This is a genomic window from Thiothrix sp. UBA5583 (assembly GCA_002425225.1).
Classification (GTDB): domain Bacteria; phylum Pseudomonadota; class Gammaproteobacteria; order Thiotrichales; family Thiotrichaceae; genus Thiothrix; species Thiothrix moscowensis.
Map to the genome: position 1 here is coordinate 1 of DILV01000031.1, position 23348 is coordinate 23348.

General features: G+C 56.0%; 17 protein-coding genes and 3 tRNA genes. 19 read left to right on the forward strand and 1 reads right to left on the reverse strand.

The genetic code is table 11. The annotated features are described in order from the left end of the window. The first annotated feature begins 185 nt into the window (after positions 1-185). Positions 186-1352 carry a VWA domain-containing protein gene (locus B2U47_RS12720; protein ID WP_296678198.1) on the forward strand — a complete coding sequence of 389 codons (1167 nt, stop codon included), beginning with the start codon at positions 186-188 and terminating at the stop codon, positions 1350-1352. Positions 1353-1361: 9 nt separating this feature from the next. On the opposite strand, the gene B2U47_RS12725 is transcribed toward B2U47_RS12720, so the two are convergent. Further along, the gene (locus B2U47_RS12725) at positions 1362-3212 is read right to left on the reverse strand and encodes an ATP-binding protein (protein WP_296678195.1); all 1851 of its coding nucleotides are present in this window, start codon (positions 3210-3212) and stop codon (positions 1362-1364) included. Between the two features lie 144 nt (positions 3213-3356). Between B2U47_RS12725 and cysM the strand changes: the two genes are divergently transcribed. The 18 genes from cysM (at position 3357) to B2U47_RS12815 (ending at position 23343) form a co-directional block, all read left to right on the forward strand. After that, positions 3357-4250, forward strand: coding sequence for a cysteine synthase CysM (gene cysM, locus B2U47_RS12730; RefSeq protein WP_296678192.1), 894 nt, complete (start codon positions 3357-3359; stop codon positions 4248-4250). Positions 4251-4256: 6 nt separating this feature from the next. Continuing rightward, positions 4257-5696, forward strand: coding sequence for a DUF3375 domain-containing protein (locus B2U47_RS12735; RefSeq protein ID WP_296678190.1), 1440 nt, complete (start codon positions 4257-4259; stop codon positions 5694-5696). Positions 5697-5705: 9 nt separating this feature from the next. After that, on the forward strand, positions 5706-6302 hold the full coding sequence (locus B2U47_RS12740; protein ID WP_296678184.1) for a DUF4194 domain-containing protein: 597 nt from the start codon (positions 5706-5708) through the stop codon (positions 6300-6302). A 24-nt stretch (positions 6303-6326) separates the two neighbouring features. Continuing rightward, entirely contained in the window at positions 6327-7484 is a 1158-nt protein-coding gene (locus tag B2U47_RS12745) for an AAA family ATPase (RefSeq protein ID WP_296678181.1), read from the forward strand. Beyond that, positions 7474-8205: a hypothetical protein gene (locus tag B2U47_RS12750; RefSeq protein ID WP_296678178.1), complete on the forward strand. Its 732-nt coding sequence runs from the start codon at positions 7474-7476 to the stop codon at positions 8203-8205. The genes B2U47_RS12745 and B2U47_RS12750 overlap by 11 nt, the downstream gene beginning before the upstream one ends. Before the next feature lie 4 nt (positions 8206-8209). After that, entirely contained in the window at positions 8210-11587 is a 3378-nt protein-coding gene (locus B2U47_RS12755; RefSeq protein WP_296678173.1) for an ATP-binding protein, read from the forward strand. After that, positions 11584-12780, forward strand: a complete 1197-nt coding sequence (locus tag B2U47_RS12760; protein ID WP_296678170.1) for a Wadjet anti-phage system protein JetD domain-containing protein — start codon at positions 11584-11586, stop codon at positions 12778-12780. The genes B2U47_RS12755 and B2U47_RS12760 overlap by 4 nt, the downstream gene beginning before the upstream one ends. After that, on the forward strand, positions 12764-16942 hold the full coding sequence (locus B2U47_RS12765; protein WP_296678168.1) for a DEAD/DEAH box helicase: 4179 nt from the start codon (positions 12764-12766) through the stop codon (positions 16940-16942). The genes B2U47_RS12760 and B2U47_RS12765 overlap by 17 nt, the downstream gene beginning before the upstream one ends. Positions 16943-17006: 64 nt before the next feature. Then, a complete protein-coding gene (locus B2U47_RS12770; protein WP_296678166.1) occupies positions 17007-17246 on the forward strand; it encodes a type II toxin-antitoxin system Phd/YefM family antitoxin in 240 nt (79 codons plus the stop codon). Beyond that, positions 17246-17635: a type II toxin-antitoxin system VapC family toxin gene (locus tag B2U47_RS12775; RefSeq protein ID WP_296678162.1), complete on the forward strand. Its 390-nt coding sequence runs from the start codon at positions 17246-17248 to the stop codon at positions 17633-17635. Before B2U47_RS12770 ends, B2U47_RS12775 begins: the two co-directional genes overlap by 1 nt. Positions 17636-17639: 4 nt before the next feature. Continuing rightward, positions 17640-18419 carry a 3'-5' exonuclease gene (locus tag B2U47_RS12780; protein ID WP_296674213.1) on the forward strand — a complete coding sequence of 260 codons (780 nt, stop codon included), beginning with the start codon at positions 17640-17642 and terminating at the stop codon, positions 18417-18419. Then, positions 18416-19753: a 23S rRNA (uracil(1939)-C(5))-methyltransferase RlmD gene (rlmD, locus tag B2U47_RS12785; protein WP_296674214.1), complete on the forward strand. Its 1338-nt coding sequence runs from the start codon at positions 18416-18418 to the stop codon at positions 19751-19753. Before B2U47_RS12780 ends, rlmD begins: the two co-directional genes overlap by 4 nt. Positions 19754-19762: 9 nt before the next feature. Continuing rightward, positions 19763-21772 (forward strand): NAD-dependent DNA ligase LigA, encoded by a 2010-nt coding sequence (gene ligA / locus B2U47_RS12790; protein ID WP_296674216.1) that lies wholly within the window; start codon positions 19763-19765, stop codon positions 21770-21772. A 73-nt stretch (positions 21773-21845) separates the two neighbouring features. Continuing rightward, positions 21846-21920 (forward strand) — tRNA-Gly (locus B2U47_RS12795). Between the two features lie 48 nt (positions 21921-21968). Then, positions 21969-22043 (forward strand) — tRNA-Gly (locus B2U47_RS12800). A 41-nt stretch (positions 22044-22084) separates the two neighbouring features. Beyond that, positions 22085-22158: transfer RNA gene (locus B2U47_RS12805), tRNA-Cys, on the forward strand. A gap of 74 nt (positions 22159-22232) precedes the next feature. Then, positions 22233-22607 carry a CidA/LrgA family protein gene (locus B2U47_RS12810; RefSeq protein WP_296674218.1) on the forward strand — a complete coding sequence of 125 codons (375 nt, stop codon included), beginning with the start codon at positions 22233-22235 and terminating at the stop codon, positions 22605-22607. Next, positions 22597-23343, forward strand: coding sequence for an LrgB family protein (locus B2U47_RS12815; RefSeq protein WP_296674220.1), 747 nt, complete (start codon positions 22597-22599; stop codon positions 23341-23343). The genes B2U47_RS12810 and B2U47_RS12815 overlap by 11 nt, the downstream gene beginning before the upstream one ends. The last annotated feature ends 5 nt before the right edge of the window (positions 23344-23348 follow it).

Sequence of the window (23348 nt, forward strand, 5' to 3'; positions counted from 1 at the left end):
CTTCGCTACCTGCAATGCCGCTTAAAATTAGACAGCATCACCCTCCGAATTACCCCTCACCCCCTGCCCCCTCAAGGGGCGAGGGGGAGTAAGAAAGATGTTTTTTAGCCCCTCTCCCCTTGAGGGACGACCCCGCAGGGGGTTGGGTGCGGGGTTGGGGTGAGGGGTAAAACAAAGGACAAAACATGACACAAAACGAACAACGACAAAAACGCTGGCGCTTGATCCTCGGTGGTGGCGAAGCTGACGGCATCGGCTGCACCCTGAGCGGCATGGAACAAGGCATCGACAACTGCCTGACCGCCGTTTACGGTGATGGCGCCAACGGTGGCGGGCGGCGTGGCAGTCTGGGTGGTTCCGCTCCCAATGTCACCCGCTGGCTGGGCGACATCCGCCAGTATTTCCCGTCTTCGGTAGTGCGGGTGATCCAGCAGGACGCGATCGAACGGCTGGGTTTGCGCCAGTTGCTGCTGGAGCCGGAAGTGCTGCAAGCAGTGGAAGCTGATATACATCTGGTCGCCACCCTGATTTCCCTGAAAAACGTGATCCCCACTAAAACCAAGGATACCGCCCGGCAAGTGGTCAACAAGGTGGTGGAAGACCTGCTGCGCCGCCTGCAACAGCCGATGCAACAGGCTGTGAAAGGCGCACTCAACCGCGCCGTGCGTAATAACCGCCCGCGTTTGCAGGAAATCGACTGGAACCGCACTATCCGCGCCAACATCAAAAATTACCTGCCGGAATATAACACCATCGTGCCGGACAAACTGATCGGTTACGGGCGCAAGCGTTCCGCGCTGAAAGAGGTGGTGCTGTGCATTGACCAGAGTGGCTCAATGGCTCCGTCGGTGGTGTATTCAAGCATTTTCGCGGCGGTGATGGCGTCGATTCCGGCACTGAGCACCAAGATGGTGGTGTTCGATACCTCGATTGTCGATCTGACCGAAGAGTTGCACGACGACCCGGTGGATTTGCTGTTCGGCCTGCAACTGGGGGGCGGAACCGACATCAACCGTGCCATCGCTTACTGCCAAAGCCTGATTTCACGCCCGGACGACACCGTGTTCATCCTCATCAGTGACTTGTACGAAGGTGGCAATGCCAATGAAATGCTCAAACGCACCGCGCAACTGGTGGCATCCGGTGTGCAGGTGATTTCGCTGCTGGCGCTGAGTGATGAAGGTGCGCCGTTCTACGACCATGACATGGCAGCGAAATTTGCCACGTTGGGCGTGCCGACCTTTGCCTGTACCCCTGACCAGTTCCCGGAACTGATGGCGAATGCGCTGATGAAGCAGGATTTGGGGCAATGGGCGGCGAAACAGGGGATTGTGGTGCAGCAGGGCAGGTGATCCGCCCTGTTACGTACACCATTTGCCCAGTTCGGTAGCCAGTAGCCGGGAGTCCAGCGGTTTGCCGAGGTGACTGTTCATGCCCGCTTGCAGGCAGGCTTCAATGTCCGAATGCAGGGTGTTGGCGGTCAGGGCAATGATGGGGATGGTGGGGTTGCGCACGTTTGCCATGCCGTTGTAGACGGTCGTGCCACGGATATGGCGGCTGGCTTCCAGACCATCGCATTCCGGCATTTGCACATCCATCAGCACTAGGTCGTAGTCGTGATTGATCAGGTGCTGGATGGCCTGCTGGCCGTTTTCCACCGTATCGACTTGCGTTAGCCCCAGTGTTTCCAGCATGGCCTGGGCGATAAGCTGGTTGATGGCATTGTCTTCTGCCAGCAAGATCCGGCAAGACGGTTGCAAGGGGCTGTTTGGTGTTGCCGGGGGTGGTTGGGTTTGCAGTACAGGCGGTGCATTTGCCGTTTGATAGGGAAGCTCGAACCAGAAACAGGAACCCTTGCCTGCTGCGCTGTTGACACCAATTTCGCCGTGCATCAGGCTGACCAGTTGCCGGGAAATCGCTAGCCCCAGCCCGGTTCCGCCGTATTTGCGGGCGGTGGAAGATTCCATTTGCTGGAAACTGTTGAACAGTAGCTGTTGCTTGTCGGCAGGGATGCCAATGCCGGTATCCCTGACCTCGAGACGCAACCGCTGCCCGCCGTCAGCCAGCCGGATGCTGAGGGTGATGTTGCCCGCGTCGGTAAATTTGATGGCATTGCCAAGCAGGTTGAGCAGGATTTGCTGGATGCGGATTTCATCGCCCAGCAGGTAGGGGGCGATGGCATCGTCAAGGGTGGTGCTGAACACCAGCCCTTTCTCTTTGGCGCGGATGTCGAGCAGGTGATGCAAATGCGCCACCATGTCGCGGAGGGGGTAGGGGGCAGATTCCAGTTCCATCTTGCCTGCTTCAATCTTGGAAAAATCCAGCAGGTCGTTGAGCAAGGTCAGTAATGCCTTGCCGCTGCGGTTGATCAGGGTGACGTACTGCTGTTGCGCATCGGTCGTAACCAGTGGAACCAGCAGCTCGCTTGCCCCCAGAATGCCGTTCATTGGTGTGCGCAGTTCATGGCTCATATTGGCCAGAAAGCGGCTTTTGGCCTGGTTGGCAATTTCAGCGGCTTCCTTGGCGGCAACCAGCTTGGCAGCCTGTTGTTCCAGCAAGTCATTCTTGTACAGCAACTGGTAGTAATCGTGGTGGATGCTGCTGCCAAACAACAGGGTGAAAATGCCGAAGATGCACAGTGCCACCACCATGCTATAGGCCGAGGGGGAATCCATTTGCAGCAGCACAATGATGTACGGTATGAGCAGGATGCTGGTGTAAACAATGATCAGGTTGCGGCTGGGTGCATTGCTGGAGGAAGCACCAACGCTGAACATCAGGATGGGCAGCAGCATGATGATGCCCTGCGCTGTCAGGCCCAGATGTTTTAATCCCCAGGAGCTGAACAGCGACCAGGAAAGTGCGGCTGACAGCAAGCCAAACAGGAACACCGCGCGCCAGACAGTCGGGCTTTTTTTATAGATGACGGGAAAGTATTTGATGCCCGTGATCCTCAACAAGCTAAGCGTGAACAGGAACAGCCCCATGCCATAAACCAGTGTTGGCTGAATCCGGGCAATGTCTGTCCCCAGCATTACCACTATCCAGGCCAGCATATAGACAAATGCCCCACTGAGGGAGCGGTTGTTGAGGTCAAGCTCGCTTTGTGCGTGCATGGCGGCAGAAACCGGAATTTTGCCTGCCCAGCGTACAGGGTCTTGTTCGTGGCCAGACTGCCTGTCAGGCGGGCAGATGTCGGTTGCTGGGGTCACACTAACGTCCTGTTGTTGTTATGATTGGCAGCCTAGACGTTACAACATTATGCCGGAAGGTCAAGCCAAATCCGCCGGAAGGATTGTGCTGCCAAACGGGGGCGGGTAAGCTGGTTGCCTTCACACAATAACAGAGTGACGGCCATGCATTACCCCACCATTGAAGCCTTCATCGGCAATACCCCGCTGGTACGCCTGCAACGTTTGCCCGGCGATACCACCAACACCCTCCTTGTCAAACTCGAAGGCAACAACCCGGCAGGTTCGGTGAAAGACCGCCCAGCACTGTCAATGATCCAGCGTGCCGAAGAGCGCGGTGACATCCAGCCTGGTGACACCCTGATCGAAGCCACCAGTGGCAACACCGGCATTGCCTTGGCGATGGCTGCTGCGATCAAGGGCTACAAAATGGTGCTGATCATGCCGGAAACCATGAGCGCGGAACGCCGCGCTTCCATGAAAGCCTACGGTGCGGAACTGATCATTGTCAGCAAGCAAGCCAGTATGGAAGGGGCGCGTGACCTTGCCCTGCAAATGGAACGCGAAGGCAAGGGCAAGGTGCTGAACCAGTTTGCCAACGAAGACAATCCGCTGGCGCATTTCCATTCCACCGGCCCGGAAATCTGGCGCGATACCCACGGCACGGTGACGCACTTCGTCAGCAGCATGGGCACGACGGGAACGATCATGGGCACGGGGCGTTTTCTCAAGTCCAAGAATCCCGACATCCAGATTGTCGGGGTGCAACCGGCAACACAAACTGACCAGATTCCCGGCATCCGCCGTTGGACACAGGAATATTTGCCTGAAATTTTCCACCGTGACGAAGTTGACCGCGAAATCGACATGAGCCAGTCGGAGGCGGAAGACACCATGCGGCGCTTGGCATCCGAGGAAGGCATTTTCTGCGGGGTGTCGTCGGGTGGCGCGGTGGCGGCGGCGTTGCGGCTGTCCAAAGAGGTCGAGAATGCCACCATCGTTGCCATTATTTGCGACCGGGGCGACCGTTACATTTCCACTGGTGTATTTCCCGCATAAGCACCGATGGATTACTCAACCCTTGACTACCTGCGCAAGCATGACACCACTTGGCGCTTGCTGACTGCCAGCCATGCCCCGCTGATCGTCAGTTTCCTGTACGCTACTTTCATCAAGCCTAACGAGCGTTCGTTGCCGTTTGATCAGGTGAGTACCCAACTGGACGACTACCTGTTCCATTTGCGTGACAGCGAGGGGGAGGGGGCATTCCCCAAAACCGCACGGCAATATCTGGACGACTGGGCGAATGGCACCAGCCCCTACCTGCGCAAATATTACGTGCAAGGCCGCGACATCCCGCAACTGGATTTGACACCGGGGGCGGAAAAGGCGGTGGAATGGCTGCAAGGCTTGCAACCGCGCCAGTTTGTCGGTACCGAATCGCGTCTGATGACGCTCTACCGCCTGTTGCAGGAAATCGTCCAGGAAGCCGAGCAAGACCCCGCCCGCAAAATTGCCGAACTGGAAAAGCAACAGGCGGAATTGGAACGCCAGATTGCCCGCATCCGTTCCGGGTTGGTGGAGGCGGCAGACCCGACCCGCATCAAGGAACGCTGGTTTGAGGCCGAAGACACGGCGCGTAAATTGCTGGCAGATTTCCGTCAGGTCGAATACAACTTCCGCAGCCTTGATCAGGCCGTGCGTGAACTGATTGTCACCAGTGACAAGCGCAAGGGCGAGTTGCTGGACGAGATTTTCGAGCAGCAGGATTACATCCGCGATTCCGAACAGGGGCGCAGTTTCAATGCCTTCTGGGAATTCCTGATGTCGCCGCAACGCCAGCAGGCACTGGAAAACATGACCACCGCCGCCTTGCAGCAGACAGCCTTGCGTGAAGTGGATGACCGCCAGTTTTTGCCGCGCATTGGCTATTTCCTGCTGGAAGCGGGCGAAAAAGTGTTCCGCACCAATGCGCAACTCGCTGAGCAATTACGCAAATACCTGGCGGATCAGGCGTGGCTGGAGGACAAGCGCATCCTGCAACTGATCCGGGGTATTGAAAAGTCAGCGGTAGCCATGCGCAATAACCCACCGGAGACGGCTATTTTTCGCCAGTTTGCCACGCTGGATCAGCCACGGTTAGACATTGAGCTGGTAATGGAGCGCAGCCTGTTCGAGCCAAAAACCAAAGTGGTGCTGGCAACAGTGAAGCTGGAAGAAGCTGCGGAAGCCGTCGATGTACAGGCACTGTACAACCAGCATTGGGTGGATGAAGCCCGCTTGCGCGGCAATATCCGCCGTTTGTTGCACGCACATTCGCAGGTCAGCCTGATGGAAGTGCTGCAACACTACCCGCTGCAACAAGGTTTGGCGGAACTGGTCGCCTACCTGAACCTTGCCAGCAAGGATGCCAAAGCGGTGGTGGATGAGTCGGTCGAGGCGGTGCTGCCGTTGGGTGAGGCGGGGCGCACGGTGCGCTTGCCGCGCATCCTGTTTACCCGTTAGAGTGACACCATGACTGAACCCCAAGCCCCCAACCTTGCCCCTGTCCTGATCCAGCTATTCAAAGGTGTGGTCTACGCCGACCAGCACCCGCGCCTGTGGCAAACCCTGCTGGAATCGCAAGCTGCCGTGCGCGATTACATCCGCATCCTTGGCTTGACCCTCTACCTTGACGAAGCTGAAGGCTACGCTTTCCTGCGCCAGCAAGAGCCTGAAACCGAGGATGAAGACAGCCCCGACACCCCGCGTCTGGTCGCCAAACGCACCCTCACTTACCCGGTCAGCCTGTTGCTCGCCCTGTTGCGCAAACGCCTTGCCGAACAGGATGCCACGGGCGGTGACAGCCGCGTGGTGCTGGAACGTAGCCAAATCGTGGAAATGATGCGCGTGTTCATGCCCACCCACAGCAACGAGGCCAAAACCATTGAACAGATTGGCATTGCCATCAACAAGGTGATCGAATACGGCTTTTTGCGCACCCTCAAACAGCAGGACGACATGCTCGAAATCCGCCGTATCCTTAAAGCCTTCGTCGATGCGCAATGGCTGGGCGAACTGGACAGCAAACTCAAGACCTATCAGCAATACTCGAGTGCCACGGATGAATGACACCGCCGTTATGGGAGTAACCACATGATCACCCGTTTCTATATCGACAATTTCAAATCACTGGTGAACTTTGATCTGGAACTGTCCAAATTCACCTGCTTGATTGGGCTAAACGGTGCGGGTAAAAGTACCGTGCTACAAGCCTTGGATTTCGCCAGTGCCATCATGTCAGGTGAGGTGGAAAAGTGGTTAGAGAAACGGAATTGGAACATCAAAAGCCTAAATTCCAATCTAACTAACCGCAATACCATTAAAATTATTATTGAAATGGAAATCGTGTCTAAACATTATCGGTGGCACGCCATCTTTAACCGTGCGAAACAACAATGTACGTGGGAACGCTTAGGGTGTATGAATGATAATTCAGCACTGTTTGGCGTTGATGATGGTTCTTACAGATTGTACCAATCAATGCCGCATCAAAATCCTATTTTATTTCAATATACAGGTTCATTGTTATCGCAAATAAAACCAGATTTATTGAGTGATGAAATTCAAGAATTCAAAAAACGTCTTATTGCATTGCGTTCCCTAGATTTGTTGTCGCCTCATTTGTTACGCCAGAAGTCCCGCAAAAGTGATAAGGGTGACATTGGCATGGGAGGGGAGCAACTGTCAGCATTCATCCATCAACTAAAAAGTGATCAACACAACGAATTAGTCAGGCAGCTACGCACTTACTATCCCCAAGTCATAGATATTAAAACCACTGCCCTGCGTTCAGGTTGGATACAACTTGAAGTGATAGAGGAATACCCAAGCATCCGCTATGGGGTACAAGAAATTAGGGTGGAAGCCAAGCATATCAATGATGGCATGTTACGTTTACTGGCAATACTTGCGCAGCAATACAGCCCTTTGGAAACCCTGCTATTCGATGAAATCGAAAACGGCATTAACCCCGAAGCGATTGAAAAAGTTGTGGATGCCTTGGTTGCGTCCCCCAAGCAAATTATCGTCACCACCCATAGCCCGATGTTGCTGAACTACATGACGGACGAAGTTGCCAAAGAATCCGTCATGCTGATTTACAAACGTGCCGACGGTGCTACCCATGCCACCCGTTTCTTTGATGTACCATCCGCAGCCCATAAACTGGAAAGCCTGCCTCCCGGTTCGGCCATGCTGGATGTGTATTTGGATCAAGTTGCTCAGGAAGCGGAACGTCACCATGCTGCATAAGCTCGTTGTTGCCGGAGAAGGCGAAACAGACATGGGCGTGTGCGCCAACCAGCAATGGATTTGCACGGGGCAGGATTTCGCGCCCGGTGCTGTTGCCCTCCTGTTGTTCAAATTGATTCGCCAACATTTGCCAGACTGGAACAGTGACAACCTCACAGCCGAACCAGCGGCACATCTGACGTTCATTTACCGCGCATGGCTCAAGGAACAAAGTAAGGCGAACAAACGGCAAGTCTTTGTGGGTAAACAGGTTGTGAAAGGATTTGAGGTGTATTTTCGCCATGCCGTTGCGTTGGCAGAGTACGCGAAACAGCACGATCAGCAGATGGCAGCCTACTTTCACGATACGGACAAGCACGACTGGCAAACCTTACGGGATGCCATTAAGGCAGGCTTTCGGGCGGCGGAATTTGAACAGCAAGGCTTGGCAGTCGTTCCTAAACCAACATCAGAGGCATGGTTCATTTGCGGCGTAAAGGCTAACCCTTACCAACATTGCGCCCAGCTTGAAGCTGAACTTTCTGGCAATGACCGTTCCCCAGAACGTGCACCCAAAGCCAGATTGGGTGAGTGTTGGGATAATCCAGACTACAACCGCCAGGATTTGTGCGATCTGGTGGAAACGTTAGATGTTACCCGCATCGACATGCCCAGCTTCAACAATCTGCGTGATCAAGTAAAAATTGCCATCATCACCCTCTGTGGCGAATGTCGAGACTAAAATCATGAATGACCCGCAACCTCTTTCTCTCGATTTCGCCAGCGATGACACCCACACCGGCTTCCGCCTGCACCACCTCGAAGTCTACAACTGGGGAACCTTCGACCAGCACGTCTGGAAAATCGCCCCGCAAGGCCACAACGCACTGCTGACCGGCGATATTGGTTCCGGCAAATCGACCCTGGTGGACGCAATAACCACCTTGCTCGTCCCTACCCAGCGCATCACCTACAACAAGGCGGCGGGCGCGGAAGGCAAGGAACGTTCCCTCGGCTCTTACGTGCGCGGCGAATACAAAAGCGAAAAAAACGAATTGGGGCAGGGCGCAAAAGCCGTTGCCCTGCGCGATGAAAAGCACTACAGCGTATTGCTCGGCTGGTTCTACAACCCCGGCTTTGCCCAAGGCATGACGTTGGCACAAGTGTTCTGGCTTAAGGAAGGCAGCCGCCAGCCGGAACGCTTTTACGTCACCGCCGAGAACTTGCTCACTATCCGCGAACACTTTGCCAACTTCGGCAATGACATCAGCCAATTGCGCAAACGCTTGGCGAAACTGTCCGGCGTGACGGTCATCGACACCTTCAAGGAATACGCCGCCCGTTTCCGGCGTTATTTCGGCATCCAGTCCGAACAGGCACTCGACCTGTTTTACCAAACCGTGTCGATGAAATCGGTGGGCAATTTGACCGATTTCGTGCGTACCCACATGCTCGAAGACACAGGTGTAGAACAACAAATCCACAGCCTGTGCCGCGATTTCGACAACCTCAACCGCCTGCACGAAGCGGTGTTGAAAGCGCGGCGGCAAATCAGCCTGTTGCAACCGCTGGACGCAAACCTTGCCGATTACACCCAACTCAGCAGCAGCATCCACACTCTGCGTGCCGCCCGCGAAGCCTTGGGTTGCTGGTTTGCCGTGCAGGAAGTGGGCTTGCTCACCGAACGCCTGCAAGGCTTGCACCACGATGCCGAACGCCTCAGCCATCGGCGCACCCAGCTTGAAATCAGCATCCAGGTCTTGCGCACCCAAGAGGACGATTTGCACCGCAGCATCGAAGACCAAGGCGGACGACGCTTGCGTGAACTCGACAAGGAAATGGTGGCACTGGAAAAAGACCGCACCCGCTGCCAACGCCAGTCTGATCAGTGGCAGGCCAATATCACCCAACTCGGATTGATGGCTGAAGTGAGCGAAGACAACTTCTACCACAACCGCCAGCGTATTGAGGTGCTGGAAGCCGACATCCAGCAACAGGAACAACAACTGCAAGCCGAACGTGATGACCACGCCATCCGCTTCCGCCAGCAAAACGACCAGCAGCAGCAACTGCAAGCTGACATTGACTCGCTGCGCCAACGCAAGAGCAATATTCCGCGCCAAAACCTCGCCATGCGCCAAACCATGCTGGAGGTGCTGAACCTGCCCGAAGCAGACTTGCCGTTTGCAGGCGAATTGCTGCAAGTGGACGAAGCCGAACGGCTGTGGGAAGGGGCTGCCGAGCGCGTGCTGCACAATTTCGGCCTGAGCCTGTTAGTGCCGGAACGCCATTACGAGCGCGTCAGCCACTACGTTGAACAGACCCATTTGCACGGGCGGCTGGTGTATTACCGTGTACAAACCCCCAGCATGTCGCGCCGCAGCGAACTTGACCCGCAATCGCTGGTACGCAAGCTGCGCATCAAGGCCGACAGCGAATTTTACCCGTGGCTGGAACACGCGCTGCACGAACGCTTTGATTACCATTGCGCCACCGACATGGCCGATTTCCGCCGCCATCACCAAGCCCTGAGCCAGAATGGGCAGGTCAAAGGCGGAGGGCAACGCCACGAAAAAGACGACCGCCATAACTTGCACGACCGTTCCCGCTACGTGTTGGGCTGGAGCAACCGCGACAAATTGCAAGCGCTGGAAGCGCAAGCCGCTGCCCTGATCCTGCAAATCCAGCAAACGGCGGATGCACTGGCAAATGTCGACCGTCGCCAGAAACAGTTGCGCCAGCAGCAAAATGCACTGCGTGATGTGCAAAAGGTGCGCGATTTCAGCGAAATTGACTGGCACACCCCAGCACGCGCCATCCAGCAACTGCGTGAAGAACAACGGCGTATCGAAAACAGTTCCGACATTCTGCAAAGCCTGCAAACGCAATTGCAAACCAGCCGCCAGCAACGCGAAGAGGCCGACCGCAAGCACAGCGAGGTGTTGCTGGAACAAGGCACGCTGAACAATAAAATCACCAACGCAGAAGATGAACAGGCACGCGCTACCGAACAGGCCGCCTTGTTGCCAGCATCCGCCTTGGCGCAACATCAGCACTCGCTGGAACAGTGGCGGCAACAGGTGCTGGGCGACACGGTGTTCAACCTGCGCAGTCTGGCGCGGCAGCAAAGCGACATCCGCAGTGCGATGCAGGCGCAACTCGACAACGATGAAGGCAAAAACCGCCGCTTGTCGCAGAAAATTGTCCAGCAAATGCAGGATTACAAGCGCGATTACCCCGCCGACACCAGCGAAGTGGATGCCAGCCTCGAATCCGCAGGTGAATTCCAGCGCATGTTGGCGGTGCTGCAAAGCGAAGACTTGCCGCGCCACGAACAGAAATTCAAGGCGATGCTGAATGAGCAGACCATCCAGGGCATTGTGATGCTGCAAAACCAGTTGGAAAAGGAACGCCGCGCCATCGACGACAAGCTCGATGCGATCAACCGTTCCTTGCAGGGCATCGAATACAACGCGGGGACGTACATCCTGTTACTGGCAACCCAGACGCAAGACGCTGAAATCCGCGACTTCCGCGCCGACTTGCGCCAGTGCCTGAGCCACAGCCTCGACGATGACGCGATGTACACCGAAACCCGTTTCTTGCAAGTCAAGCACATCATTGACCGCCTCAACGGGCGCGAAGGCTTCAGCGAGCTTGACCGCAAGTGGATGCGCAAAGTCAGCGATGTGCGCAACTGGTATGTGTTTTCGGCCAGTGAACGCTGGCGCGAGGATGACACCGAACGCGAGTTTTACAGCGATTCCGCCGGGAAATCGGGCGGGCAGAAGGAAAAGCTGGCGTATACGGTGCTGGCTTCCGCGCTGGCCTACCAGTTCGGGCTGGAATGGGGGCAAGTGCGTTCGCGCTCGTTCCGCTTCGTGGTGATCGACGAAGCCTTTGGGCGCGGCTCGGACGAATCCACCCGCTACGGGCTGGAACTGTTCCGCAAGCTCAATCTGCAACTGCTGATCGTCACGCCCTTGCAAAAAATCCATGTGATTGAGGATTACATCAACTCGGTGCATTTCGTGCATAACGAAGCGGGGCAAAAGTCGTTGGTACGGAATTTGAGCATTGAGGAGTACCGGCGGGAGAAGCAAGCGGTACAAGGCTCGACATGATCACCCCCGCCGACATCCGCGCCAAAGCCCAAAAGCTGTGGGACAGCGGGCGCATCTTGCAAGACGCATGGGAAGCAGGCGAACTGTTCCCGTGGGAAATCCCCTTCCGCAAGCCCAATGCGGCGATGCAGGTGGAACAGTTTGCCCAGGTGCGCGAATGGATCACCGCCCTCAAACAAGCCAGCCGCGAAGTGAAAGGCTACGGCTACCGCATCGGCTACCGCGAAGTGCAGCACCGCCAACTTGGCACGCAACTGCTGCCCGACACGCTCAGCTTCGACACCCGCGATGATTTGCTGCGTTTTATCCAGAAAAAGCAGGTATTCCCCGCCCTGTACCAAACGGGGCTGGAAACCGCTGCCGAATTTCCGCTGCTGCGCCCGTGGTTGCTGAAATACCCCACCAAACTGATGGAACATGCAACGGTGTGGTCTGCCTTACTGGCGGTATGCCGCTATTTCCTGCACCAGCCGTGCCCAGAGCGTTACTTGCGCGAACTCGACATTCCCAGCGTGGACAGCAAATTCATCGGGCAACACAAAGCCATCTTAAGCGAATTGCTGGATGCGGTGTTGCCGGAAACTGCGATTGACCCCGACAGTAGCGGCTTGCGCCAATACGGTTTTGAGCGCCGTTATGGTCTGAAATACGACGAACCACTGCTGCGCCTGCGCTTGCTGGATGCCGCCCTCAGCCCGGTTGCGGGCATGACCGATATTAGCCTGCCAGTGTCACAATTGGCACAATGGGCAATCCCCTGCCAGTGCGTGTTTGTCACCGAAAATAAAACCAATGGTTTGAGCTTTCCTGCTACTGCGCAAGCCATCGTGATTTTTGGCCTGGGTTATGGGGTGGATACGCTGGCGGCAATCCCGTGGCTGCACACCCGGCAGGTCATTTACTGGGGCGACCTCGACACCCACGGCTTCTCGATCCTGTCGCGGATGCGCCGCCATTTTCCGCATACCCAATCCTTGCTGATGGATGCGCCCACCTTGCAGCAATACGCGCATTTATGCACCGAAGAGCCGGAAAACGCCCGCTGTGCTGATATACTCCAGCATTTGCAGCCGCCAGAGGCTGCCGTTTACCAGCAATTGCAGCAAACCCACCAGCGGCTGGAACAGGAACGGATTCCGATGGCCTACGTGCAGCAACAGTTGGCCAGATTTAACCATGACGATGATGTTTGACGAAAAAAAATTCCTCGCTTTACCCGAAAGCACCCAGAATTTGCTGGAGTTCATGTCCATCATTTACGCGCCAATGGCGGCGACACCGTTGTCGAAGCTCGCGCCTGTGAATCAGGATGTGAAACTGCTGCGCCCCGAACTGGACAGGCTCATTACTGCCGGTTGGCTGGTGTCAGTCCGCAACAGCTATTACGCCTGCGCCGAAGGTGTCCGTGATGAGTTGACTCGCCGCAGCTTGCAAGCAGGGCGTTTCCCTGAGTTGGCAAAAGTAGTGCTTGCCAACCTCAGCCCAGAAGCCCCCCGCCAAGGCTGGGGTTACAAAATCTGGCCGTTTGTGGAGGATGCCCTGCGGGATCTGCGCCTGAACGTGCTGCTGGGCGACGCCCAAAAAGCCAGTTGGGTCTTGCAACAGGCCAGCCAGCAATTTGCCAACAGCCCCAAATTTCAGCCGCACCCGTGGTTTACCTTGTGGGGCAAGCCACCCGATCCGGCGTGGATGCCGTTTTTCAGTGACTCCCTGTTTTTGCAACTGATCGCTCCTGTCTATATTCGTGTGGCAGATCATGAGGGGCAAAATGCCACTGCCTTGTGGCAACGCTGCCATAATCTGCTGACCACCACGACGGATACGGCGGCCTTGTGGACAAGCTTTGGTGGCTCATACTACTGGCAATTGTTCCAGCGCGGCTTATGGGATGATGTTCTTGCTGCTGAACCTGCCGCCACCAGTGGCACGCGGCTGGAATACTGGCATCTGTTCGCATCGGCACGGGCGCTTTCCCAAGGCAAACGCGATGAAGCCATCAACCTTTATCAGGCAGGATTAAAGCTGCTGCGCAAACGCCAAGGCAGCCGCAAGGCGCTATACGGTACACCGCTGGAAGCCCTGTATGTGCTGGCGTTATTGCTGGATGGTTCTGCCAAGTCGTTCAAGGAAATTCCGGCTTACTTTAAAGAGTTTGGCGCCCATAATGTCATTTACCAGGCACTCGCTTATTTTGCCAATTCACGCCTGACCGGCAAGGTAGAGGCACTCGATGATGACGTGGCGGGCTGGCAACAATCGCCCCTCGCTTTCCTGATTGCCCTGATGGTGCGCCATTGGCTGGAGCAAACCATCCCCACTGCTTGGTTGGATGCCGCCGCTACCTACTACCGGCAAATGGATGAAATCGGCTATAGCTGGTTAGCCAACGAATACGCGGCAGCACTGGCGCAAGTCTTGCCCGACAAGGACAAACGCAAGTCCCTCTACAGTGGGCTTGCCCAAACAGCCCACAACAAGGCAGGTACACAACCCCTGATCAGCTTTTACCAGCCGCAACCTGCCTGGGAACGCACCTTGCTGGCATTGCAACGCTTGGGTAGCAGCACTACACCTGCCAAAACCAACACCCCCAAAGAAGGTGCAGAACGGGTCATCTGGTCGCTAACCCGCTTCAAATACGGCTCTGGCACGGTTGAATACGGCATCACCCCGCGCCTGCAAAAGCACAGCAAAAAAGGCTGGTCGGAAGGCCGCAATATCGCCCTGAAACGCCTCGCACTGGAGCCGGAAAGTTTCACATCTCTCACCGACGAAGACCGCCGCATCTGCCAATCCATCAAGCTCTACAGCTACGGTTACTATGAAAAAAGCTACGAACTGCACATTCAGGACGTTTGGCAGCACCTGATCGGGCATCCGCGTGTTTACTGGGAAACAGCCCTGAACACCCCGCTCGACATCCAGCAAGGGCGCGAAGAGCTGCAAATCCTCAAGGAACGGGGCAAGCTGCGTATCAAGCTGTTCCCGGAACTGCCCTTGCATCATGAGTTCAAGCCTGACCAGTATTTCGTGGTGGAAGAAACCACCCTGCAACTCAAGCTCTACAAGCTGACATCGGCAGTATTGCAACTGCATGGCATCCTCGGCAAGGATGGCTTGCTTGTCCCCCCCGAAGCCGAAGCCAGTGTGCGCCAAACACTGGCGGCACTAGCACCGCTGATTACCATCCAGTCCGACATTGCCGGGATGGATAATGCGGAAACGGTGGAGGCCGACCCGCATTTGCACCTGCACCTGCTGCCGTGGAATGACGGTCTGCGCCTGCTGATGCGCGTACAACCCCTCGGCGCAGGCGGGCCGATCTTCCCGCCGGGCAACGGGCGCAGCAATGTCATGGCAGAAATCGACCGTAAGCTGCTCAAGGCCAGCCGCAACCTAAAACAGGAGCGCAAACAGGCCAACACGCTGATCCAGGATTGCCCGGCTCTAGCAAACTGGGAAGACCCCTGCGACGACCTACTACTGGAAGAACCCGAACAATGCCTCGAAGCCTTGCAACAACTGCACAACCTCGGCGACCGCGTAGTGCTGGCATGGCCGGAAGGCGAAAAGCTGCGTATCACTCAACAGGTCGGCAGTAACAACCTCTCCCTCAAGGTCAAGCAATCTGGCGACTGGTTCGACCTCGACGGCAAGCTGCATGTGGATGAAAACCTCGTCCTGACCCTGCGCCAATTGCTAGAACTCAGCCAGACCGCCACCGGGCGCTTCGTGCCGCTGGGCAACGGGCAATTCCTCATCCTGACCCGTCAGTTCCAAAAACGGCTGGAAGCCTTGCGGGCATATGCCGAAACCTCCGGCAAGAATGGCCTGAAAGTCGGCACGCTGGCGGGCATGGCGCTGGAAGAGTTCATCGATGAAGCCGGTGAACTGGAGGCTGACAAGCACTGGAAGGCGCAAGTCAGCAAGCTGAAACAAGTCCGCCAAAGCCAGCCAATAGTCCCCGCCAGCTTGCAGGCCGAATTGCGCGATTATCAGGAAGAGGGTTTTCGCTGGATGATGCGCCTTGCCGACTGGGGCGTGGGCGGCTGTCTGGCGGACGACATGGGTCTGGGCAAGACCGTGCAGACGCTGGGTTTGTTGCTGGCGCGTGCCGATCAGGGCGCGGCGCTGGTGGTTGCCCCAGTGTCGGTGTGCAACAACTGGTACAGCGAATGCCAACGTTTTGCCCCTTCCTTGCGCCCGGTGTTTTATCGCGGCAAAGACCGCCAAACCTTGCTGGACGGTTTGCAGCCGCGTGACCTGCTGATTGCCAGCTACGGGTTGTTGCAGCAGGATGTGGAAGCCTTCCAGCAACGCCAATGGCCAACCATCGTGCTGGACGAAGCACAAGCGATCAAGAACACCAACACCAAACGCACCCAGGCTGTGTACCAGTTGCAGGGCGATTTCCGGCTGGTCACGACTGGCACGCCGATTGAAAACCATCTGGGCGAACTGTGGAGTTTGTTCCGCTTCCTCAACCCCGGCCTGCTGTTCTCGCAGCAAAAGTTTGGCGAACGCTTCCAGACCCCGATTGAACGTGACAACGACGAACACGCCCGTCATGCGCTGAAAAAGCTGGTGCAGCCGTTCATGCTGCGGCGTACCAAAAATCAGGTGTTGCAGGAATTGCCGCCACGCACTGAAATCACCCTGACCGTCAGTCTTAGCGACGCCGAAATGGCCTTGTACGAAGCCCTGCGCCAGCAGGCGCTGGAGCGTTTCGCCCAGCCCGGCGACGAGGAGGGTAAGCACCTGGAAGTGCGGGCAGAAATTACCCGGCTGCGCCTTGCTGCCTGTCACCCGCAACTGGCGATGCCGGGCAGTGCGCTGCCTTCCAGCAAATTGCAGGCATTCGGCGATCTGGTGCTGGAATTGCGCGAAAACCAGCACAAGACGTTGGTGTTCAGTCAGTTCGTCAAACACTTGGACTTGATCCGCGCATGGCTGGACGGGCAGGGGATTGCTTACCAGTATCTGGACGGTTCCACGCCGATGGAGCAGCGCAAGCAGCGGGTGGATGCTTTCCAGCGTGGTGAAGGCGATATTTTCCTGATCAGCCTCAAGGCAGGTGGCTTCGGCCTTAACCTTACAGCGGCGGATTACGTCATCCACATGGATCCGTGGTGGAACCCGGCGGTGGAAGATCAGGCATCCGACCGTGCCCACCGCATCGGTCAGCAGCGTCCGGTCACGGTCTACCGGTTGGTGGCGGAAAACACCATCGAGGAAAAAATTGTCAAGCTGCACCAGCTCAAGCGTGACTTGGCAGACAGTTTGCTGGAAGGCAGCGATGTCAGCGGTAAGCTCTCGGCGGGGGATATGCTGGAGATGATCCGGGGCGGGGTGTGACGCATGGCATTTCGGCGACCATCAGTGTATATTGATGGTCTTTAATCTAGTTCGGTAATAAACCATGTTGTACCTGAACATCCACGAAGCCAAAACACATTTGTCGCAATACCTGCAACAAATTCTTGCCGGTGAACGGGTATTGCTGTGCAAACGCAATGTGCCAGTGGCAGAAATTCGTGCCTTGCCACAACGCTTGACTGCTCTGCGTCCTATCGGTTTGGCAAAGGGAGAGTTCAGCGTACCCGCCAGTTTTTTCGAGCCGTTGCCCGACGACGTGTTGAATGCCTTTGAAGGGCATTGATGATGCGCCTGTTGCTGGATACCTGCACGTTTCTGTGGCTGATTGCCGATGACGACAGTTTGAGTGAGTCAGCCCGCAACCTGTTCCGATCACCGCAAACCGAAGTGTTTCTGAGTGCCGTATCGTTGTGGGAAATCACCGTCAAGTACCAACTCGGCAAACTGCCCTTGCCGGAGCATCCGCGTTATTACATACCCCGCCAACGGCAAGCGCACCAGATTGAATCGTTGAGCCTGCACGAAGATGCTATCCAGCATCTGGCGAACTTGCCGGATGTCCACCGCGACCCGTTTGACCGTATGCTGGTCTGTCAGGCGATTCAGGAGGGGCTGGCCTTGCTGACCCCCGACCCGCTGATCCAGCAATACCCTGTAAAAGTAATATGGTGAAACCATGAACACCCTAGTCTTTGACATCGAAACCATCCCCGACATTGAAGGCGGGCGCAAACTCTATCACCTTGGCGACCTTGACGCAGACGGTATCGCCAAAGCCATGTACCACCTGCGTTTCCAGAAAACCGGCTCGGAATTCCTTGCTCATCACCTGCACCGTATCGCCGCCATTTCCGTCACCTTCCGGGGGCGCGGCGACGAATTCAAGGTGTGGACACTGGGTGATGAAGCTGCCGACGAGAAGGAAATCCTGCAACGTTTCTTCGACGGCATTGACCGCTACACCCCTACCATTGTGTCGTGGAACGGCAGCGGCTTTGACCTGCCGGTGATCCATTACCGAGCCATGCTGCACAAAATCTCCGCCCCACGCTATTGGGACATGGGCGAAGATGACCAGAGCTTCAAGTGGAACAACTACATCAGCCGTTACCACACCCGCCACACTGATCTGATGGATTTGCTAGCCCTGTACGGCGGGCGTGCCAATGCACCACTGGATGAACTCGCCACCCTGTACGGCTTCCCCGGCAAGATGGGCATGGATGGCTCGAAAGTGTGGGATGCCTACCAACAAGGCCGCATCGCCGACATCCGCAACTACTGTGAAACCGACGTGCTCAACACCTGGCTGGTCTACCTGCGCTTCCAACTTATGCGTGGACACATCACCCACGAAAAATACGACATCGAGTGCGCCCTGGTACGCAAACACCTGAAAGCCTCCGGCAAGGAACATTTACAAGCGTTTGAATCCGCATGGGAGGCGGGTGCATGAGCCGTAAACACAAACCCCGTGGTGTCAAAAACAGCCCTTTGATGGAAGCGACCATCGAATCCCTCACCCTCGAAGGCCAAGGTGTCGCCCATGTAGACGGCAAGATCGTCTTCATCGACGGCGCATTGCCGGGCGAACAGGTCACGTTCCGCTACACCTCGCACAAAGCCAAACACGACGAAGGCAAGGTTGAAACTGTCCTCACTCCTTCACTGGAACGGGTTGAACCCAAGTGCCAGCATTTCGGCGTTTGTGGCGCATGTAGTTGGCAACATATTGCCCTCGATGCGCAAATCAGCCACAAGCAGCAAGCCATGCTCGACCAGCTAAGACGTATTGGCAAGGTCGAGCCAGAAACCGTATTCGAGCCACTCACCGCTGAGGGTTGGGCTTACCGCCGCAAAGCCCGTTTGGGTGCACGTTGGGTACGCAAGAAAGAGAAAGTACTGGTCGGTTTCCGTGAAAAAGACGGCGGTTTTCTTGCCGAACTCAACCGCTGCGAAATCCTGCATCCCAGCATCGGCGAACACCTCACTGATTTTCAGGCACTGGTGGGTAGCATGGATGCGCGTGAATCCATCCCGCAAATCGAAGTGGCAGTGGGTGACAATGCCACCGCGCTGGTGGTGCGCCACATGGAACCGCTGTCCGAAGGCGACACCGGCAAGCTGCTCAATTTCGCCCGTGAATTTGGCTACCAGCTTTACCTGCAACCCAAAGGGCCGGAAACCGTCCATTGCCTTTACCCAGAAAACCCTGAGTTGTATTACGAACACCCGCAATTCAACACACGGGTAAACTTTGCGCCGCTGGATTTCTTCCAGGTCAACCAGCCGCTCAACCGCAAGATGGTCGCGCGTGCGCTGGAATTGCTTGCTCCTGAACCCACCGACACCGTGCTGGATTTGTTCTGCGGCCTAGGCAATTTCACCTTGCCACTGGCACGTCAGGCCGCGCAAGTCATTGGGGTGGAAGGCGACATGGCGATGGTGGAACGCGCCCGCGCAGCCGCGCACGCCAACGGCATCCACAACACCGACTACTACGTCTGCAATCTGATGGGCGAAGACCTGAACCGCGAACCGTGGCTGAAAAAGCATACCTACCACAAAATCCTGCTCGACCCGCCGCGTGCCGGGGCGAAAGAAATCATTGCCCATATTGGCAAACTCAAGGCTGGGCGGATTGTATACGTTTCCTGCGACCCGGCGACACTGGCGCGGGATGCGGGCGAACTGGTGCATACCCACGGCTACCGGCTGGTGGGATCGGGGGTGATGGACATGTTCCCGCATACCTCACACGTCGAGTCCATCGCGGTGTTTGAAAAATAAGAGAAAAATATGCAAGCGATAGAACAACAAATCGAAACCCTGCGCCAACAACTGCGTTACCACAACTACCGCTACTACGTGCTGGACGACCCGGCAATCCCTGACGTGGAATACGACCGGCTGTTCCGCGAGTTACAAAGCCTTGAGACTGCGCACCCAGAACTGATTACCCCCGATTCCCCCTCCCAACGTGTCGGTGCAGCACCGTTGACTGAGTTCGGCGAAGTCAAACACACCATTCCCATGTTGTCGTTAGGCAATGTGTTCAGCGATGAAGAATTATGGGCATTCGACAAGCGCATCCACGACCGCCTGAAAGCGGATGCAGAAACCGAATTCGTCGCCGAACCCAAGCTCGATGGCTTGGCAATCAGCCTGTTGTATGAAAATGGCGTATTCACTCGTGCTGCCACTCGTGGCGATGGTGAAACCGGCGAAGATGTCACCCTCAATGTGCGTACCATTGCCTCTGTTCCGCTGCGCTTGTTAGGCGAAGGCTACCCGTCAGTATTGGAGGTGCGCGGCGAAATCTACATGCCCAAAGCTGGGTTTGAAGCTTTCAATGCCAAAATGCGTGCCTTGGGTGAAAAGACCTTCGTCAACCCGCGTAATGCGGCGGCAGGCAGTTTGCGCCAGCTTGACCCACGTCTAACTGCACAACGCCCGCTGGATATTTTTTGCTACGCGGTCGGTTTGGTGGAAGGCGGGACAGTGCCGGATACGCATTACGCCATTCTGCAACAATTCCGTGAGTGGGGGCTGCGGGTTTGCCCTGACATTCGCGTGGTGCAGGGGGCGCAAGGCTGTTTGGACTACTTCCGTGAGATTGGCATCCGGCGTAACAGCTTGCCTTATGACATCGACGGTGTGGTGTATAAAGTCAATAGCATAGCCACCCAGCAGGAACTCGGTTTCATCAGCCGTGCGCCGCGTTGGGCAGTGGCACATAAATTCCCTGCGCAAGAAGAAATTACTGAACTCGAAGGCGTGGATTTTCAGGTTGGGCGCACCGGCGCACTTACCCCTGTAGCGCGTCTCAAACCGGTATTCGTCGGCGGCGTGACCGTCAGCAATGCCACGTTGCACAATATGGATGAAATCGAGCGCAAAGACGTGCGTATTGGCGATTATGTGATTGTGCGCAGGGCAGGAGACGTGATTCCCGAAGTCGCCAGCGTCATCCTTGAGCGCCGCCCTGACACAGCCGTACCGATTGTGATGCCCACACATTGTCCAGTGTGCGCCTCAGAGGTGCAACGCCCTGCCGGTGAAGCCGTTGCGCGTTGTACCGGTGGTTTGTATTGCCCCGCACAAGTCAAAGAAGCCATCAAACACTTCGCTTCCCGCAAAGCCATGAACATCGACGGGCTTGGCGACAAAATGGTGGAACAGTTATTTGATGCAGGTTTGATCCGCCACGTTGACGATCTTTACAGTCTGGATGTCGCAGCGGTTGCCGCGCTGGAACGCATGGGTAAAAAATCTGCCGAAAATCTCATCGCCGCTCTCGCAAGCAGTAAATCCACTACTCTGGAACGCTTTATTTACGCATTAGGCATCCGCAATGCTGGTGAAGGTACGGCTAAAGCCCTGGCTCGTCATTTTGGTTCACTGGAAATGATTCAGGCAGCCAATGAAGAAACATTGAAACTAGTGCCTGATATTGGCCCAGTGGTAGCAGCAAACGTTGTCCAGTTTTTCGCAGAAGCCCATAACCGCGATACTATTCAGCACCTGCGTGATTTGGGCGTGCAATGGGTAAACTATGAAGCCAAACCAGCGGAGGCGCTGCCGCTAGCGGGTAAAACTTACGTCATTACCGGCACGCTCAGCCGTTCCCGCGATGACATCAAGGCGGATTTGGAAGCGTTGGGGGCGAAGGTATCAGGCAGTGTTTCCAAAAAGACCACGGCTCTGATTGCAGGTGAAAATGCGGGTTCCAAACTCGACAAAGCACAGGCGTTGGGGGTGGAAATTCTTGATGAAGCTGGCTTGTCGGCCTTGTTCAACCACTCATAACAGGCAGGTGAAAAAAAGCTGTACGAGTGGTTGACAGCATCAGCCTCTGTCTTTATTATTCGCAGCCTGTTCAGCGGGAATAGCTCAGTGGTAGAGCACAACCTTGCCAAGGTTGGGGTCGCGAGTTCGAGCCTCGTTTCCCGCTCCAATTTTTTAGAAAGTATCCAATGCATCGGTGCTTTTATCCAGACTAAAAGCGGGAATAGCTCAGTGGTAGAGCACAACCTTGCCAAGGTTGGGGTCGCGAGTTCGAGCCTCGTTTCCCGCTCCAATCTTTCTTGCCTTTAAATGTGGTATCATCCACAACCCGGTGGCTGGGTGGCAGAGTGGTCATGCACCGGATTGCAAATCCGTGTACCTCGGTTCGATTCCGGGCTCAGCCTCCATATTATCTTCTAAAGACCTCCAAAATAGCGCAAAACAACAGTCCTACCCCCAACAAGATCTTTGGCATTGGTTTATGAAACCTGATTTCCTCAACGGTATCACCATTCTGCTGGCTTACCAACTGGTGGGTGAAATCACCAGCCGCCTGTTGCAACTGCCCGTGCCTGGCCCGGTGATTGGTATGATCCTGCTGTTCCTGACCCTGCTGCTGCGCGGTTCGCTGGAAAAAACGCTGGATAGTGCCACTACCGCATTGCTTAGTCATTTGTCACTGCTGTTTGTGCCTGCTGGTGTCGGTGTAGTGGTGCACCTTGATCTTATTGGTGATGAATGGCTCCCCATCAGCATTGCACTGGTGCTCAGCACCCTGATTACCCTGGCAGCAACTGCCCTGATCATGCTGGCTATCAAACGTCTGCTACACCGGGGTAACACTCATGCCGAATGAAACCAGTTTCACCCAAATCTGGGTCTATCTTGCCGCCTCACCGCTGTTTGGTTTGACCGTGACCCTGCTGGCCTACCTGCTCGCTTACCGCCTGTATGTGTACGCCCGGCAAAACCCCTTGCTAAACCCTGTCATTACTGCCGTTGCCCTGTTGATCGCCCTATTGCTGCTGACAGGGATGCCGTACAAAGACTATTTCGACGGGGCGCAATTTGTGCATTTCCTGCTGGGGCCTGCTACCGTAGCACTGGCGCTGCCGCTGTACCGCCAGATTGGCAAGTTGCAAAAACTGTGGTTGCCAATCCTCACTGCGCTGGTATGCGGTGTTAGTATCGGTGGTGTCAGTGCCGTGCTGATTGCCTGGGCATTGGGAGCCGCCCCGCAGACCCTCATGTCGCTTGCCCCCAAGTCCGTGACAACACCCGTAGCCATGGGGATTGCGGAACGCATCGGTGGTTTGCCCTCCCTGACTGCCGTACTGGTTGTTACCACCGGTATCATTGGTGCAGTACTGGGAACCAAACTGTTTGACCTGTTGCGCATCCACGATGACAGTGTGCGCGGAGTGGCAATGGGAGTGGCAGCACACGGCATCGGCACGGCACGGGCGTTTCAGGTCAGTGCGGAAATGGGCGCGTTTGCCGGGTTGGCGATGGCGATTTCTGCATTCGTTGCCGCCGTAGTGTTGCCGTGGATGGCGGAATTACTCATGCCTGTACTAGCTACACCCGGATAACAACA